Genomic DNA, 15,757 nt, shown 5'->3' with positions numbered 1-15,757 from the left:
GACCGCCGCTCGTGAAGGGCCGAAGGAAAGGGAGAACATGCTGACCTTGACGGATGCGGCGAGCAGGAAGCTCGGCGAGATCATCGCGCAACAGGGCGAATCGGTGGCGGGACTCAGAGTCTTCGTTCAGAAGGGCGGATGCTCGGGGTTCTCGTACGGAATGTCGCTGGCCCAGCAGATCGAAGCGGAGGACTGGGTCGGGGAGTTCGGAGGCGTGAAGGTCCTGGTCGATCCGGAGAGCGCCAAGGTCCTGAACGGCGTGAACATCGATTTCGTCGAGTCGTTGCAGGGCAGCGGCTTCTCCATCCAAAATCCCAATGCGGTGCGTTCCTGCGGATGCGGCAACTCGTTCGAGACCGCGGAGACCGCGGAAGCCGCGGGAGGAGAATCGTAGGCGTGAAGCTGGTGACGTTCACGGTGGAGGAAGCCAACAAGCTCCTTCCCGAGCTGCGCGGCCGCATGCAACGGCTCACGCAGGCCAAGCGCGACTTCGCGGAGCTGCAGAACCGCATCCAGGTGCTGACCCTGGCGGTTTCCGGAGCGTCCAAGGAGAATCCCGACACCCACGAGCTGGCTCGCCTTCACGACCAGAGGCGTCCGCTGGAGGAAGTCATCGCGCGCGAGGTCGCGGCGATTCATTGCCACGGCTGCGTGGTCAAGGATCTGGACCAGGGGCTCATCGATTTCTACGCGCTCGCCGGAGATCGCCTCGTGTTCCTGTGCTGGAAGCTCGGCGAGCGCGAAGTCTCGCATTGGCATCCGCTCGACGGAGGCTTCGAGCAACGGAAGTCGTTGCAGAGCGAGATCGATTAGGCCGCAGCGAGGTGGCCTCCTCATGAAGACGCTCGTCGCACCACCGGTCGCACCGGGCGCCCGTCCGTTCTCGGACTACGCGGCGCTGGCCGCCGACGAGATCCGCGCCAGGGCCTGGGAAGCCAAGCGCCGGCTCGGCCGCCGGGCGGTGATCCTGGGACACCATTACCAGCGTGAGAGCGTGATGGAGTTCGCCGATCATCGCGGCGACTCGTTCAAGCTCTCCCAGCTCGCCGCCGCCCAGAAAGATGCCGAGTTCATCGTGTTCTGCGGCGTGCACTTCATGGCGGAGTCCGCCGACATCCTGCGGCAGCCGCATCAGACCGTGATCCTTCCCGACCTCAAGGCCGGCTGCTCCATGGCCGACATGGCCGACCTCGAGGACGTGGAAGAGGCGTGGGATCGGCTGGCGCGCGCGCACGGCGACAGCTTCGTGCCGGTGACGTACATGAACTCCAGCGCCGCGCTCAAGGCGTTCTGTGGCGAGCGCGGAGGCGTGGTGTGCACCTCCTCCAACGCCCGCGCCGTCCTGGAGTGGGCATGGAGCCGGAAGCCACGCACCTTCTTCTTCCCCGACCAGCATCTCGGACGCAATACCGCGGTGGCGATGGGCGTGCCGCTCGAGTCGACCGCGGAATGGGAGTGGCGGGCTCGCGACCTCGATCAGGCGAATGCCCGCTGCTTCGGCGCCGACATCCGCATCGTGCTGTGGCGAGGCTGGTGCTCGGTGCACACGAAATTCACGCGCCGCCAGATCGACGAAGTGCGCGCCGAGGATCCCGCGATCCGCATCCTGGTTCATCCGGAGTGCGCGTACGAGGTGGTGCAGAGCGCCGATCTCGTCGGCTCGACCGAGTACATCATCGAGCAGGTGAAGAAGGCGCCGGCCGGATCGAGCTGGGCGATCGGCACCGAGATCAACCTGGTCCATCGGCTGGCTCTCGAGCATCCCGAGCAGAACATCCGCTCGCTGCAGAAGAACGTGTGTCCATGCGCCACCATGAACCGGATCGATCCGGCCCATCTCCTGTGGTCGCTCGAGAATCTCGCCGACGGCCACGTCGTGAACCCGGTGCGCGTCCCGGAGGACGTGAAGCGCCACGCGCGCGTGGCGCTGGACCGCATGCTCGAGCTCAAAGGCAGTGGTGCGGTCGGCCGCGCCGCGATGGCCAAGGACTGAGATGAGCGACGAGCTGCCGAACGCGTCTGCAGGACCGCATCCCGAGATCAGGATCTATGGCGCGCCGCGTCCTGCGGTTCCCCAGCGCGTGCCGCTCACGCCGCGCTTCGGCGGCTGCGCCTCGGGCGCCGGAGTCGGCGTCGGCGCCGACGCGGCGCATGGCCTGGGAGGCTTCCGTCGTCTGCCGGACTGGCTCAAGGTCGCGTTGCCCGGAGCCGGCGATTACGCCGAGACCAAGGCGCTGCTGCGCGCCCAGAAGCTCCACACCGTGTGCGAGGAAGCGCGCTGCCCGAACCTCGGACACTGCTGGTCGCGCGGCACCGCCACCATCATGATCCTCGGCGACCTGTGCACGCGGCGCTGCGGGTTCTGCGCCGTGGCCCCCGGACGGCCGAATGGTTTCGTGGACTGGGACGAGCCACGGCGCGTGGGCGAAGCGGTGGCGGGCATGAACCTGCGGCACACCGTGATCACCTCGGTGGCTCGCGACGACCTGGCGGACGGCGGCAGCACGGTCTTCGCGATGACGATCCGCGCGATCCGCGAGCGCTCCGGCACGGTGGTGGAAGTGCTGATCCCCGACTTCCGCGGCCACGAGGACGATCTGGCGCGAGTGATCGAGGCCGAGCCGGACGTGATCAACCACAACATCGAGACCGTCGAGCGGCTTCACCCGGTGGTGCGCCCGAGCGCCCGCTACGGCCGTTCGCTCGAGCTGCTGCGCCGCGTGCGCGAGCGGAGCAACGTCATCAAGGCCAAGTCCGGCATCATGCTCGGCCTCGGCGAGACCGACGACGAGGTGAAGCAGACGCTGGTCGACCTGCGAGCGCATGGTTGCCAGCTCCTCACCATCGGTCAGTACCTGCGCCCTTCGCCCAACCACCTTCCGGTGCGCGAGTACGTCCACCCCGACAAGTTCCGCGCATGGGGCGAGATGGCGATGAGCCTCGGCTTCGAGAACTGCGCCAGCGGCCCGCTCGTGCGCTCCAGCTTCCACGCCGACGAGCTGGCCGGCACCGTCCGAAGAGGAGAGAGCAGCCGGGCCTAGGTCCGCCGAGAGCTACGGCCGCGCGCTTACAAAGCACCTCTCGACTCCTCTGACGCGACGTGTTCCACTGGTGTCATTCCACGGAGGACGCCGTGCTCCGCCCAGGTGCCCCGCTTCGCGCGGGCCAAGAGCCGCAGAAGGTCCATCAGGCCCTTCAGGCCGACGTGTGGGCGCCCGAGACCGAGATCCTCCTCGACCGGATCGGCGTCGAGCCGGGATGGAAGTGCGCCGATCTCGCGTGCGGCCCGGCCGGCATCCTCGGCATCCTCGCTCGCCGGGTCGGAAGCGAAGGCCTCGTCATCGGCGCCGATCGCGGCGACGAGCTCGCGAGACAGGCGCAGCACGCCACGCTCGAAGCCGGCCAGCTCCAGGTTCAGCTCGTCGTTACCGATCTGCTCGACCCCGCGCTCGGCGAGTCCTCCTTCGACCTCGTGCACCTTCGCTTCGCGCTCCATCTCGTCGACCCGGAGGCCGCGGTCGCGCGCATGACCCGCCTCGCGAAGCCGGGCGGCTTCGTCGCCATTCAGGAGCCGGATCTGGCTTCCTGGCGTTACCGCCCGGCCACCGCGGCCTGGCCGCGACTGCTCGCGGCGCTGACCGCCGCGATCGCGGACTCCGGTGATCCCAATGTCGGCCGCAGGGCGCCCGATCTGCTGGAAGCCGCGGGGCTCGAAGGCGTCTCCGTGCGCTGCTCGGCGCTGACGCTCGGCAACCGGCATCCCCACATGCGACTCCCGCTGGCCTGGGCGGCCGCGCAGCGGGAGGTCATCGTAGGCCTCGGGCTGGCCCGACCCTCCGAGCTCGATGCATGGATCGAGGAACTCGAGGAGTACCTGGAGGATGAGGCCGTGACGATGGTGACGCCCACCACGATCCAGGCCTGGGGAAGACGGCCAAAGCCTCCGGAAAATACCTGGTGACGAGGCCGCGCCGATCGGCCTAGCATCGAATTCCTCCCGACATCCAGGCTCGGCCGCGATCCGCGTCTCTGCCACCCATCCGGCGCGCTCGCGACAGGACCAACACCGCACTTCGCTCGCCGCGCGATCTCGGACGCGCCCCGCTCCGCCGGCTTGGAGGCGTCATGCAAACCCTCCTTCGCCGTATCGTGCCTTTCATGATCGCGGCGGTCGCTCTCCTCGGCCTGGTCGGCTTCGCGAGCCGATTGAACCGATCGAGCGCGCCTGCCGACCAGGTCGTTTCGACGACCGCCACCCAGATGATCGAGGAAGGACGCCGCACGTTCCGGTACGACACGTTCGGTGACGAAGCATTCTGGGGAGGCGTGCTGAGGCTCCACGAGGCGATCCGCACCGTGAGCCCGCGCATCGCGCTCGGCGTCGGGCTCAAGATCGACGTGGACGCGCTGCCGAAGAATCTGCAGCAGCAGATTGCTCAAGGACGCATCGATCTCGATGATCCCGCCGTCACTCTGGAGCTGCTGCGGCTCAACGCGGTGCTCGGAGTCACCGGGTTCTTCACCGGTGGCGAGCTCTCCTCCATCGGCATCCAGTGCGCGTTCTGCCACTCGACCGTGGACAACAGCCTCACCATGGGAGTGGGCCATCGGCTCGATGGCTGGGCCAATCGCGATCTGGACGTCGGCGCCATCGTCTCGCTCGCGCCGAACCTCCAGCCGTTCGCCGATCTCCTCGGTGTTCCGGTCGACACGGTCGTGCGGGTGCTGCAGAGCTGGGGGCCCGGAAAGTACGACGCCGAGCTGAACCTCGACGGCAAGGCGTTCAGCCCGACCGGACGCTCGGGCGCGACGCTGATCCCGCCGGCGTTCGGTCTCGCGGGCGTCAACCTCCACACCTGGACCGGCTGGGGGTCCGTCACGCACTGGAACGCGTACGTCTCGAACCTCCAGATGCGCGGGCAAGGAACGTTCTACGATCCGCGTCTCGACGACGCGACTCGGTTCCCGATCGCGGCACGAGAACGCTTCGGGCACGTGCGCAACACGCCCGACCTCGTCACCGGCAAGCTCGCCGCCCTCCACTTCTATCAGCTCGCGATTCCGGCGCCGAAGCCACCCGAGGGATCATTCGACGCCGCTGCCGCCGCCACCGGCAAGAGGCTGTTCGAAACCACGGCGCGCTGCGGGGAGTGTCACGTGCCGCCGCTCTTCACCGAGCCGGGCTACAACATGCACCGTCCCGAAGAGATCGGCGTCGACGCCTTCCAGGCGGATCGCTCGCCCGACCGTCGCTACCGCACGTCCCCTCTCAAGGGGCTGTGGACCCACACCAAGGGCGGCTTCTATCACGACGGCCGATTCGCCACGCTGGCCGACGTGATCGACCATTACGACTCGTTGTTCACGCTCACGTTGTCGGATGCCGACAAGCACGCGCTCGAGCAGTACCTGCTGTCGCTGGGTGACGCTCCGGTGGGCGGAGGATCGAAGTCCCCGAAGCTCGGAGCGACGATGGACCTCGAGAACGAGCACTCGTGGATTCGCCTGGTGGGGGCCAATCCCGGCGCCGGAGCGACCATCGAGCTCGAGATGCCCCGTGGCGGAGCCGTCGACCTCGGGATCTACGACGCCGCCGGACGGCTGATCGCGCGGCCTCTCGACCGCCAGACGCTGGACGTCGGTCTCCATCGCGTCGCCTGGAACGGCGAAGATGCTTCCGGCCGGCGTGTGGCGCCGGGCGTCTACTTCGTGCGCGTGGAGCGCGGCGACCAGATGTGGTCGCGCCGAATCACGGTGCTGAGGAGATGAAACAGGGCGCTTTCGGGCGCCCTATCTCCGGACTCCGCCGGGAAGCTCCAGCTCCCGGCCGAGGCGCGCGGCCATCCATCGGCCCAGACGCTCGAGGTCGTACGGGTCATGCAGCGCGCTCGCGATCGTCCTGGCTCCCGCGGAGCCGCGCAGCACGAGCTTGTACCAGTCGTCGCCGTCGCTGTCGGTGCTGTGCTCGAGGCGAATCGATGCCGAGGCATACCTGCGCAGCCAGCGGCGCGAGCCGAACCAGCGCAGAAATTCGGCATGGCTGGGCTTCAGGCGAATCGCCTCGCCGCCGAACCACAGCCATAGAGCACCGGCGCCCGCGACGGCCGCCAGCAGGCTCAGCACCAGCGTGGGCACCCACGCGGGCGCGTGGCTGCCGTTCTGTGCGCCGGCGACGAGAAACCCCGCAGCGGCCGCCAGCGCGAGGAAGATCGCGCTCACGAACGTCGCCTGCCGGCGGCGGAGCAGCGTGCTGCGCTGGAGCACGGGAATGCCTTCCAGGTCCACAGCGCTCTCCCAGCCTGACGGCAGGTCGACCGGCATCGCTCTGCGCTCGAGGAGAGCGAGCGAGTGCTCGAGCTCTGCACGGAGCTCGGCATGGTCCTGGCGCGATCCCAGGTTGGTCAGCGGCACGGCCGCGCGCGCGGTCTCGAGCACGACGCCGCCGCGCCGGAAGGCCACGCCGCGGATGTCGTCACGGGAGAAGTCACGCGTGCGCCGGAACGGGCCGAGACGCGAGATGCGTCGCACGCCGGCGCCGTCCCACTCGATGCGATCCATGCCCCACAGCGTCTGCAGCACCCGAGTCGCGGCCAGTACGCCGCCCAGCGTCCAGAACGAGAGCCACACCAAACCGAACCCGAGCATGGCCAGGGCGCCGGCCATCCCCGCGCTTCCCTCGCCGATCCTGGGGAGACCGTGGATCGGGAGCTTCATCAGGGCGCCGATGACGGAGACCAGGATCCACACGCCGAACGCTTCGCCGGCCGCCCAGCCGGCCAGCCAGAAGATCAGGAAGCCGGCCTCGAACCAGCGCGCCATCCCCACAGGCCGCAGCTCGACGACGCGACGGCCATCTTCGAACGTGGACTTCATGCCCGGGTTATCGGCGGGTCACGCGGGCCTCGGCAGCCAACGCAAACGGCCGGCCCCTGGAGGCCGGCCGTCTGGTCGCGATCGAGAGATCGCTAGTCCATGGTGGAGGTCTTCAACGTGGTCTTGCCTTCTTCCTGGTTCAGCCACTTCTCGAACGCCGTGGAGTTGAACGGACGCCCCAGGAAGTCCTTCACCAGCTCGGCCGCGGGCTTGGAGCCACCCGGCTCGAGCACCGCCTTGCGGTACTGGATCGCCACCTTGGGGTCGAGGAGGTTGCTCCGGTCGAACCGGCTGAACATGTCTTTCGCGATCACCAGCGACCACATGTAGGTGTAGTACACCGCCGAGTAACCGTCGAGGTGGCCGAACGAGCAGGTGAAGTGGGTGCCATCCACGTAGGGGAACGGCTGATACTTCTTCACCAGGTCGGCCATGACCGCGTCGGGATCGAGGCCCTTGGGGTCGCGGTTGTAGATCGAGAGCGAGAGGTCCGCGTAGACCATCTGCCGCCGCGTCCGCAGCCCCTCGCCATACTCCTTGGCGCGGCGCATCTGCTCGACCATCTCGGTCGGAATCGGTTCACCCTTCTCGTTCTTGGCAAAGGTCTGGAGCACCTTGGCGTCCCAGGCCCACTCCTCGAGCATCTGCGAGGGGGCCTCGACGAAATCGTGCTCGGTGCGGATGCCGCCGATGCCCACCCACTTGCGATGCCCGGCGAACAGCGTATGGAGCAGGTGCCCGAACTCGTGGAGCATCGTCTCCATGTCGTCGTGATCCATCAGCCCGCGATCACCCGGCTTGCCTCCGGGAAGGTTGCAGACCAGCGCCGCTTCCGGGATCTGCCGGCCTGCGATGCCGGTGCGGATGTCGAACTGCGCGGCGTGGTTGTACTTGTTCTCGCGCGGGTGCATGTCGAGATAGAAGCGACCGACCAGCTTGCCGCCTTCCAGCATCTCCCAGCACTCGACCGAGGGATCCCACACCGGCGCGTCCGCGACGCGGCGGTAGGTCACGCCGAAGATCTTCGAGCTGAGATCGAGCACGCCCTTCTTGACCTCGTCGTACGCGAAATAGGGGCGCGCCTTCTGTGAGTCGAAGTTGTACTCCGACTTGCCGACCAGGTCGGTATAGCGCAGCGACTCCCACGGCTGGACCACCGTGGCCTTCGGGTCGTCCTTCTGCTTCCGCTTGAGCAGGATCTCGTATTCGCGCTGCGCGCGGGCGTCGGAAGCCGTGACCACCTTGTCGATGAAGTTGCGCACGGTCTTGGCGTTGCCCGACATCTTGTTGGCGGTGATGTACTCCGCCCAGGTCGGGAACCCCAGCGTCTTGGCCAGCTCGTCGCGCTTGGTGAGCAGCTGGCGCAAGACGTCGACGTTCTTGGGGTAGCCGCGGTTGTTGTACTCCATGTACAGCCGGCGACGCACGTCGTCATTGGCGGCGTACGTCATCACCGGCACGTAGTCGGGATAGTTGATCGTCACCTTCACCTTGCCGTCGGCGCCCGGCGCATGCCCCTTGAGCCAGTCCTCGGGCAACCCGGCGAGCTCCGCGGGCGTCGCCTGGATGCTGCGCACGTCTTCGCGGATGTTGCGGTCGAACTCCTGGCCGATCTTGACCAGCTCCTCGCGCAGCGCCTTGATCCTGGCGCGCGTGGCGTCGTCCTTGTCGACGCCGGCGAGCTTGAAGTCCCGCAGCTCGTGCTGCACGTAGTAGCGAGTCTCGGCGTCGAGGGTGCTGACGTCGATCGCCTTGAGCGCTTCGTACACCGGACGGTTGAGCGACAGCTCCGTGCCATAGGCCGACACGTCCTGGGTCAGCTTCTCGGCCGCGGCGCGAGTCGTGGAGTCCGTGCTGACATTCTCGATCAGGCTGGCTTGAGAGCCGGCCATGTCGAGCTGACGCAGAGCCTCGTCATAGTGCGTGAGCGTGTTCTCGACGGTCCGCTTGCCCTTCACGGCGGTCATCTTCGCGATCGACGCCTTGGCGGCCTCGATGCGATCGAGGCCTTTCTTCGTGAAGGTGGCGGCGTCGGGCTTGCCGGTCCAGAACGGAGCGTCATCGGCGGCGCGCGCGCTCGGCGCCATCGAGCTCATCAGGGCGATCGCCAGCGTCGTCGTAATCCAGCGGGTGAGTTTCAAACCTGCCTCCTCTAGGTGTTCACGGACCGTTCGAGCCGGGATCGTCGTCGGGCCTTGTTCGTCCGCGGGCGCGGATGCCGACGGAAACGGTAGCCGAGGCTTCGCGGGAGGGACAACCCGCTGGAAAGAGAGGCGGACGGACGCGCGTGGGTGGGGTCCGAACGCGGCTCCGGGAGGCCAGGCAGCGGACTGAAGCTTGTGTCTCCAGGCAGATAACAAGCCTCAGAACCGCCGCCTCAGCCACCCGAAATTCGACCGGCGCCGGAAGCCGGCACAGGTCAAGAGCTGGTGCGCGGCCGGCCGCACCCGAGGGTCGCCTTCTCCGGCCTAGACCGGCGAAGACGGGCCACACGGGCTCCAGGCATGCAACCAAGCCGCGCCCATTTCATCGAGGCGAGCCTGCGCAGTAGCGCCAGCCTCGCCTTTCATCGCTCATGCGGCTCGACCCTGGTCGGCGACCGGGTCCCGCGCTTCCATAGGTGGGAAGAGGCACGGCTTTGATACATGGGCGCGAACCCCGTGCGAGCGCGTGGCATACTGCCGCCATGAGCTCGCTCCCACGCCTCGACCCGGTCGAGGACTCGCGGCTGGTCGAAGCCTGCCTGGCGGGCGAGGCGCGGGCTTGGGAAGCGCTGGTGCGGCGTCACGAACGCTTGGTTTACGCCGTGGCCCGCTCATATCGACTCTCGGACGCCGACCTCGGAGACGTCTTCCAGGAGGTGTTCACCGCCCTGGTCTCCGGGCTCCCGCGCCTTCAGGACTCGCGCTCGCTCGTGCGCTGGCTGTCCAGCACCACCCAGCGCATCGCCCGGGCGACGGCGCTGCGCCGGCGCCGGGAGCACGCTCTCGCCGTGGCTCCCGAGGAGATCCCACGGCTGGCCGCCAACGAGCCTCCGGTCGGGGCCGACCTCGAGCGTCTCGAGGAGCAGGCCATGATCCGGCTGGCGCTGGCGGCGCTGGCTCCCCGCTGCCAGAGGCTGCTCGAGGCGCTCTATTTCGAGGAACCCTCTCCCGCCTACGCCGAGATTTCGCGACGCCTGGGGGTGCCCATGGGGTCGATCGGACCGACTCGTGCGCGATGCATCGAGCGGCTCCGGACCGCCATGGGAGCGCTCTATTGCGAGGGCCCACGTATCACCGAGGCCGGCGAGCCCACCTTTGATTCAGGAACCGGAGGGCCGGAAGGCTTCCGGCTGGGCGTGTTCGGGGAATGGCTCAGCCAGCCGGTTCAGGAGGACCGAGCATGAAGCGACCGCCCATCGGTCGTCGACACCTCGACGTTCGACTGATCCTCGACTATCTCGAGGAACGCCTGGATGCGAATGCCCGGCGCAACGTCGAGGAGCATCTTGCCGGATCCTGCTCGCGCTGCCGCGAGCTCTTGCACGAGGTGGGGCGTCTGACCGTCGCCATGCGGGGCGATCGGACGCCACCCGTGCCTTCCGAGATCCGCGCGCGAGCCCTCGAGGTCTTCGGCGTGAGGGCCGAGCGTCCGGCATTCGCCGGATTCGCGTGGCAGATCGCGCGCCTGCTCTTCGATTCGCGTCAGGATCCGATCCCCCACGCCGCGCGCCGCGCGGTCGGCGAGGCGCGATGGCTGCGCTTCGCGCTCGACGCACACGAGCTCGAGCTCGAGGCCGAGCCCGAGACCGGAGATTCCGTGACCATTCGCGGCTGCCTCGCGGCGCCGGATCCTGCGCTCTACCGTATCGAGGTGACGGCCGGCGCCGAGTCGTCGATGGCCTGGCCCGATTCCGCCGGACGTTTCTCGATCGAGCGCGTGCCGGCCGGCGAGACGAGCGTCACCGTGCAGGGACCGGGACAGGGCTGGCGCCTGCCTCCGATCGAATTATGAGGGACACCGCTCGCTCGGACGACGATTCCGGCGCGCGACTGATCGCGGACGTCGAGGCGCTCAGGCGAAGCCGCCCGCAGGATGCCTGGTCGATGCTGTCGCGCGAGTTCGGGAAGGCGACCCGCGGCGCATCGGCCGCTCGTCGCGGCGAGCTGTGGCGCCTGCGCGGCCACCTGCTGCGAGCCCTGAGCCGTCTGCCTGCCGCGGCGCACGCCTACCGGCGCGCCGAAGACTGGTTCGGCCGGGCCGGTGAAGCGCGCGAGACGGGACGCTGCGCCATCGGTCTCGTCGACACGCTCATGTATCTGGGCCGCTACCAGGAAGCCGAAGCGGTGGCCGCGCGCGGACGGCGCGCGCTGGTGAAAGCCGGCGACCGGATGTCCCAGGCGCGACTCCTCAACAACGAGGGCAATCTCTATCACCGGCTCGATCGCCCGGACGTCGCTCTCGAGCGCTATCGCGAGGCCCGGCGCTACCTGGCGCGCGCCGGTGACCCGCGCGGCTCCGGAATGGTGGACGGGAACATCGCCAACTGCCTCTCGCTGCTCGGACGCACGACGGAAGCGCGGCGCCTCTATCGCGGCGCGCGCCGCTCGAGCCTGTCGGGAGGCTTCCCGGTCGAGGCGCTGAACGCCGAGTACAACCTCGCGTACCTCGATTTCCTCGAGCATCGTCACGAGCGCTCGCTCGACGGCCTGCTGCGAGCGCGCGAGCAGGCGCGGCAGAACGGCGTGCCGTCCATCGTCGCGCTCACCTCGCTGGATCGCTCGGAAATTCTGCTCCGGCTCGGCGATCACGACGGCGCGCTCGAGGAAGCGCGCACGGCGATCACGTCCTTCCGCGAGCTCGGCATGATCTACGAGCGCGCGAAGGCGGAAGTGTTCGCGGCGCTCGCGCAGTTCCGTCTCGGCCGGCGGGCCGCGGCGCGCGCCGGGCTCGAGCGCGCCCTGGCGGACTTCCATGGCGAAGGCAACGCCGTGTGGGCGGGCGAAGCGCTGGTCGGTCTGGCGACCGCGTGGTGGAGCCAGGGGAGTCCTTCGTCCGCCGCGCCGCTGCTGGCGTCCGCGGCGCGGCGCTTCGCGTGGGCCGGCGATGCCGAGCGCGAAGGCTGCGCGCTCGCGCTGCTCACGCACGCGCGGCTCGAATCCGGCGCACGCGGTGCCCACGCCACGCTCGAGCGCGCGCGGCGCGCCGCACGGCAAAGGCCTACGGCCCGCCTGAGCTATCTGGTTCTGGTGGCCGCCGCCGAGCTGGCCCGGCGGCGAGGAGATCGTGCCGCGGCGCGGCGTCACCTGATCCGTGCGGCCAGGGCTGCGGAGCGACTGGCAGCCGGCATTCTCGACGAGCAATGGCGCGCCAGCTTCTGGGGCGAGTGGGGGCGGCCGCACCAGGAGCTCGCGGCGCTCGAGATGGAGGCGGGCCGGCCCGAGGCGGCATTCGAGGCGCTGGAGCGCGGACGTGGCCGCGTGCTGGCCTCGGCCTGGCGAGGCGGTCGGGCGCGCGACGACGTCCGCAGCTGGGCGGCGGGACGACTGGCTCGAGACCGCGAGCGTGGCACCCGATCCGCGTCGCTCGGCGCCGTGATCGAGCGCCCCGCCAAGCCTGCCGTGAGACGCGCGCTCTCGGCCTCGATCGCTCCCGCGTTCGGCATCCGGGACGTGCGCGCGGGACTCGTCAACGGGTCCGCGCTGCTCGATTTCACGCTCCATCGCGGCGTGATGTCGGGATTCATGGTCGAGCGCGAGCGGCTCGAGATGATGCCGCGCGTGGTGGAGGAGGGCGAGCTTTCGCGGCTTTCTCACGGTCTCCTCTTCGAGCTGCGACGCGCCGCGCTCGAGCCCCGTTCCCGCCGCGAAGTCACCGCGGCCTTGAAGGCCGCGCTCGAGGAAGTGGCCTCTCTGGCGTTGTGGCCGGCGCTCGAAGCCAAAGGGGGCGTGCCAACCGATCTCGCGATCGTTCCAGCGGGCCCGCTCGGCCGTCTTCCGTGGGCCGCGCTGCCGCTGCCCGACGGGCGCCCGCTGTGCGCGGCGTCACGCATCACCCTGGTGCCGGGGTTGCGGCTCGCATGGGGATCGTCGCGGCGCAGCCGTCGAGCCGCGGGGCCGCCGCTCGTCGTCGCCGCCCTTGGCGAGGAGCTGGAGAACGTGCTGGCCGAAGCCGAAGCGATCCGCCATTTCATGCCGGACGCCGTGGTGCTGGCGGGTGAGGAGGCGACGGCCGAGCGATTCCTCGCCATGGCCCCGCGCGCGGGCTGGATCCACTTCGCGGGTCACGGGGTCTACCAGGCAGGACGGTCTGGCGTGCGCCTGAGCGACCGCTGGCTGCTCGCCGAGGAGCTGGATGGCCTGAAGCTCTCGGCACGAGGGGTGGCGCTCTCGGCGTGCCAGACCGCACGCGCTCTGGTGCGGCCGGGCGAAGAGTGGTTCGGCTTTCCACGCAGTCTGCTGCTCGCCGGAGCGGGAGCGGTGCTGGCGGCGCAGTGGGACGTGGACGACTCGGCGGCCGCTCGCTTCATGGGAGACGTCTACCGGGGCCTCGCCACCGGTCTTCCGCTGGGGCAGGCGGTCTCCACGACGCAGGCCGATTTCGCGGCGGGCGATGCCCATCCGCTGGATTGGGCGGGCTTCGTCGTGCTGGGCGGGCCGCGCGCCGGCGCGATGGCGCCGGAAAGGGCGGAGTGAGGGGCGAGAGCATGCTAGAATGCCGCCCGCACGCCGTCTCGCTGGGGGAATTCTCGATGTATCGACACCCTGGGCGTCCGCGAGCGGCTATCCAGGCCGCGTTTCCGACGTCCCTCCTATTGCTATGCGCCGCACTGTTCAGCGGCTGCTCGGGGCAGCGCCTGCCGATGAGTCCCGTGGCCGCCACGGTCACCACCTCGGGCGAGACGGATCCCGACGATCAGACGGCGGCCGGTTATCGTAAAGAGACCGTTCTCGTCACGCTGGCGGAGGGGGTGGACGGAGCCGCGGTGGCGGCCAGTTACAACGCGACGGTCACCCGCAACGGCTGGCGCGTGGCCGGCTTGAAGCCCAGCTACGAGGAGACCGCGGATGACCTGCTGGCCAAGGTCGCGAAGGATCCGCGCGTGCTGACCGCGGAGAAGAACGCCCCCGTCGAGACCGCGGAATCGCGCCAGAAGAGCTGGGCCTTCGACGACGGATGGGGCAGTCCCGAGGCGTGCGAATCCCAGCCGGCGACCACGGCCTGCAACCTTCAGGAAGCGCAGATCCAGAGTCGCGGGGCCGGCGTGAAGATCTCGGTGCTCGACACCGGCGCCGAGCTCGACCACCCGTGGATCCGTGACCGGATCAGCGGGGGATGGGACTTCGTCGACAATGACGCGGATCCGAGCGAAGTGGCCGACGGCATCGACAACGACTATGACGGCGACCTCGACGAGGGCGCGGGGCACGGCACACACGTCGCCGGCCTTCTGAAGATGGTCGCGCCCGACGCGGAGCTCGCGATCGTGCGTGTGCTCGACAGCGAAGGCCGCGGCGACATGCTGATGGTGGCGCAGGGGATCCGGTGGTCGGTCGCCAACGGGGCCAAGGTTCTCAACATGAGCCTGGGCGGAACCGTGAAGAGTCCGGCGGTGACGATGGCCATGGAAGAGGCGGTTCTGGCGGGTGTGATCTGCGTGGCCGCCGCCGGGAACAGCGGGCCCACCGAGGTCGTCGAGTTCCCCGCCAACTACCACTGTGTGATCGGAGTCGCGGCGCTGGACGAAGCAGACCAGCTGGCGTCATTCAGCGCGCACGGCACGGAGATCGGCATCTGCGCGCCGGGCGTGTCGATCCGCAGCTCGTTCGCCGGGGGTGGTTACGCGGTGTGGAGCGGCACGTCGATGGCGGTGCCTTGGGTCGCCGGAGGCGCCGCGCTGGTCTCTTCGAAGTACCCCGAGATGAGCCGGAACCAGGTGGTCGGCCGCCTCGAGGAAACCGGACGCGCGATCTGGAGGCAGAACCCAGGGCTCCGCAGCGGGCTCGGCGGAGGCGCGCTCGATCTCGGCGCCGCGCTGGGTGGCGCCGGCGGCGGACGCCTCGGCCTCCGCGACTAGCCGCTTCAGCTCTTGCGCGGCGGCTGACTCGGACGCATCTCGATCCGCGAGAACAGCGCGTGCCTCGGCGCGCGCAGCAGGCTCATGACTCCTCGAGCCACGTCTTCGGCGGTCAGCGCCCAGCCTTGCTTGGCGGTCGAGCCGCGGCCGAACTCGGTGGCCACGCTGCCGGGCATCACGTACGACACGCGGATTCCGTCGTAGCGCACTTCCATCATCAGCGCTTCGCTGAAGCCGTTGAGACCGAACTTGCTCGCGTTGTAGGCGGCGCCCCCCGCGATCGGATTCTTCCCCGCCAGTGAAGAGATGTTGATGATGTCGCCGCCTCCGCGGCGTCGCATCTGCGGAATGGCTTCGCGGCAACAGTAGAAGACTCCACTGAGATTGGTGTCGATCACCGCGTGCCAGTCTTCGGGGCTCATGTCGGCGGCCGGCCCGAAGACCCCGATGCCGGCGTTGTTGATCAGGATGTCGGTGCCCCCGCACCGCTGTTCCACCTGGCCGAACAGGGCGGCCACCTGATCGTGGCGCCTGACGTCGCAGGCGAAGCCGAGGGCTCCGCTGCCGATCTCTCTCGCGGCCTTCTCGGCGGTCGAGGCGGTTCGCGAGGTGAGCGCGACCGTGGCCCCTTCCTGGGCCAGGGCCGAGGCGATTCCCCGCCCGATCCCCCGGTTCCCGCCCGTGACGACCGCGACCTTCCCGCTGAAGTCCCCCATACGGCCCTCCTAGGTTGAAATCCCACTATAAGTCCGTCTACCTCGAGTCCGCCTACCTGGCCAAGGGCCACCCCGGGGTGCCCGCGGCCGCGCGTCCAAAGCGCGGCCA

General features: G+C 69.0%; 13 protein-coding genes and 1 pseudogene. 11 read left to right on the top strand and 3 right to left on the bottom strand.

The window, feature by feature from the left end:
* The 7 genes and pseudogenes from VFQ05_02635 to VFQ05_02605 all read left to right on the top strand — a co-directional run.
* A partial coding sequence (locus VFQ05_02635; protein ID HET9325649.1) for an iron-sulfur cluster assembly accessory protein occupies positions 1–394 on the top strand: 394 nt, incomplete at its 5' end.
* Between the two features lie 2 nt (positions 395–396).
* On the top strand, positions 397–813 hold the full coding sequence (locus VFQ05_02630; protein ID HET9325648.1) for a DUF2203 domain-containing protein: 417 nt from the start codon (positions 397–399) through the stop codon (positions 811–813).
* Positions 814–835: 22 nt separating this feature from the next.
* The gene (nadA, locus tag VFQ05_02625) at positions 836–1,993 is read left to right on the top strand and encodes a quinolinate synthase NadA (protein HET9325647.1); all 1,158 of its coding nucleotides are present in this window, start codon (positions 836–838) and stop codon (positions 1,991–1,993) included.
* A gap of 1 nt (position 1,994) precedes the next feature.
* Positions 1,995–3,041, top strand: coding sequence for a lipoyl synthase (lipA, locus tag VFQ05_02620; protein HET9325646.1), 1,047 nt, complete (start codon positions 1,995–1,997; stop codon positions 3,039–3,041).
* A gap of 92 nt (positions 3,042–3,133) precedes the next feature.
* The gene (locus tag VFQ05_02615; GenBank protein HET9325645.1) at positions 3,134–3,961 is read left to right on the top strand and encodes a methyltransferase domain-containing protein; all 828 of its coding nucleotides are present in this window, start codon (positions 3,134–3,136) and stop codon (positions 3,959–3,961) included.
* Between the two features lie 164 nt (positions 3,962–4,125).
* Positions 4,126–5,421: pseudogene (locus tag VFQ05_02610) on the top strand (hypothetical protein).
* A gap of 51 nt (positions 5,422–5,472) precedes the next feature.
* Complete coding sequence (locus tag VFQ05_02605; protein HET9325644.1) at positions 5,473–5,769, top strand: FlgD immunoglobulin-like domain containing protein; 297 nt, start codon at positions 5,473–5,475, stop codon at positions 5,767–5,769.
* 21 nt (positions 5,770–5,790) lie between these two features.
* Here VFQ05_02605 and VFQ05_02600 read toward each other — a convergent pair whose 3' ends face one another.
* Complete coding sequence (locus tag VFQ05_02600) at positions 5,791–6,873, bottom strand: hypothetical protein (protein HET9325643.1); 1,083 nt, start codon at positions 6,871–6,873, stop codon at positions 5,791–5,793.
* A 92-nt stretch (positions 6,874–6,965) separates the two neighbouring features.
* Positions 6,966–9,014 (bottom strand): M3 family metallopeptidase, encoded by a 2,049-nt coding sequence (locus VFQ05_02595; protein ID HET9325642.1) that lies wholly within the window; start codon positions 9,012–9,014, stop codon positions 6,966–6,968.
* Between the two features lie 545 nt (positions 9,015–9,559).
* Between VFQ05_02595 and VFQ05_02590 the strand changes: the two genes are divergently transcribed.
* The 4 genes from VFQ05_02590 to VFQ05_02575 all read left to right on the top strand — a co-directional run bounded on the left by VFQ05_02590 (position 9,560) and on the right by VFQ05_02575 (position 14,932).
* Entirely contained in the window at positions 9,560–10,261 is a 702-nt protein-coding gene (locus VFQ05_02590) for a sigma-70 family RNA polymerase sigma factor (protein HET9325641.1), read from the top strand.
* Complete coding sequence (locus VFQ05_02585; GenBank protein ID HET9325640.1) at positions 10,258–10,869, top strand: hypothetical protein; 612 nt, start codon at positions 10,258–10,260, stop codon at positions 10,867–10,869. Before VFQ05_02590 ends, VFQ05_02585 begins: the two co-directional genes overlap by 4 nt.
* Positions 10,866–13,550, top strand: coding sequence for a CHAT domain-containing tetratricopeptide repeat protein (locus VFQ05_02580; protein ID HET9325639.1), 2,685 nt, complete (start codon positions 10,866–10,868; stop codon positions 13,548–13,550). Before VFQ05_02585 ends, VFQ05_02580 begins: the two co-directional genes overlap by 4 nt.
* 176 nt (positions 13,551–13,726) lie before the next feature.
* Complete coding sequence (locus VFQ05_02575) at positions 13,727–14,932, top strand: S8 family serine peptidase (GenBank protein ID HET9325638.1); 1,206 nt, start codon at positions 13,727–13,729, stop codon at positions 14,930–14,932.
* A gap of 5 nt (positions 14,933–14,937) precedes the next feature.
* Here VFQ05_02575 and VFQ05_02570 read toward each other — a convergent pair whose 3' ends face one another.
* Entirely contained in the window at positions 14,938–15,648 is a 711-nt protein-coding gene (locus tag VFQ05_02570) for an SDR family oxidoreductase (protein HET9325637.1), read from the bottom strand.
* Between the last annotated feature and the right edge of the window lie 109 nt (positions 15,649–15,757).

Source organism: Candidatus Eisenbacteria bacterium (assembly GCA_035712145.1).
In the GTDB taxonomy this organism is placed as follows: Bacteria; Eisenbacteria; RBG-16-71-46; order RBG-16-71-46; family RBG-16-71-46; genus DASTBI01.
The sequence above is the reverse complement of the archived record's forward strand: the minus strand, read 5'-3'. Positions and strand labels throughout refer to the sequence as shown.

Coding starts and splice junctions, on each gene's coding strand:
- VFQ05_02585 (HET9325640.1), top strand. CDS start 10,258: ATGAAGCGACCGCCCATCGGTCGTCGACACCTCGACGTTCGACTGATC.
- VFQ05_02580 (HET9325639.1), top strand. CDS start 10,866: ATGAGGGACACCGCTCGCTCGGACGACGATTCCGGCGCGCGACTGATC.
- VFQ05_02570 (HET9325637.1), bottom strand. CDS start 15,648: ATGGGGGACTTCAGCGGGAAGGTCGCGGTCGTCACGGGCGGGAACCGG.
- VFQ05_02590 (HET9325641.1), top strand. CDS start 9,560: ATGAGCTCGCTCCCACGCCTCGACCCGGTCGAGGACTCGCGGCTGGTC.
- lipA (HET9325646.1), top strand. CDS start 1,995: ATGAGCGACGAGCTGCCGAACGCGTCTGCAGGACCGCATCCCGAGATC.
- VFQ05_02605 (HET9325644.1), top strand. CDS start 5,473: ATGGACCTCGAGAACGAGCACTCGTGGATTCGCCTGGTGGGGGCCAAT.
- VFQ05_02600 (HET9325643.1), bottom strand. CDS start 6,873: ATGAAGTCCACGTTCGAAGATGGCCGTCGCGTCGTCGAGCTGCGGCCT.
- nadA (HET9325647.1), top strand. CDS start 836: ATGAAGACGCTCGTCGCACCACCGGTCGCACCGGGCGCCCGTCCGTTC.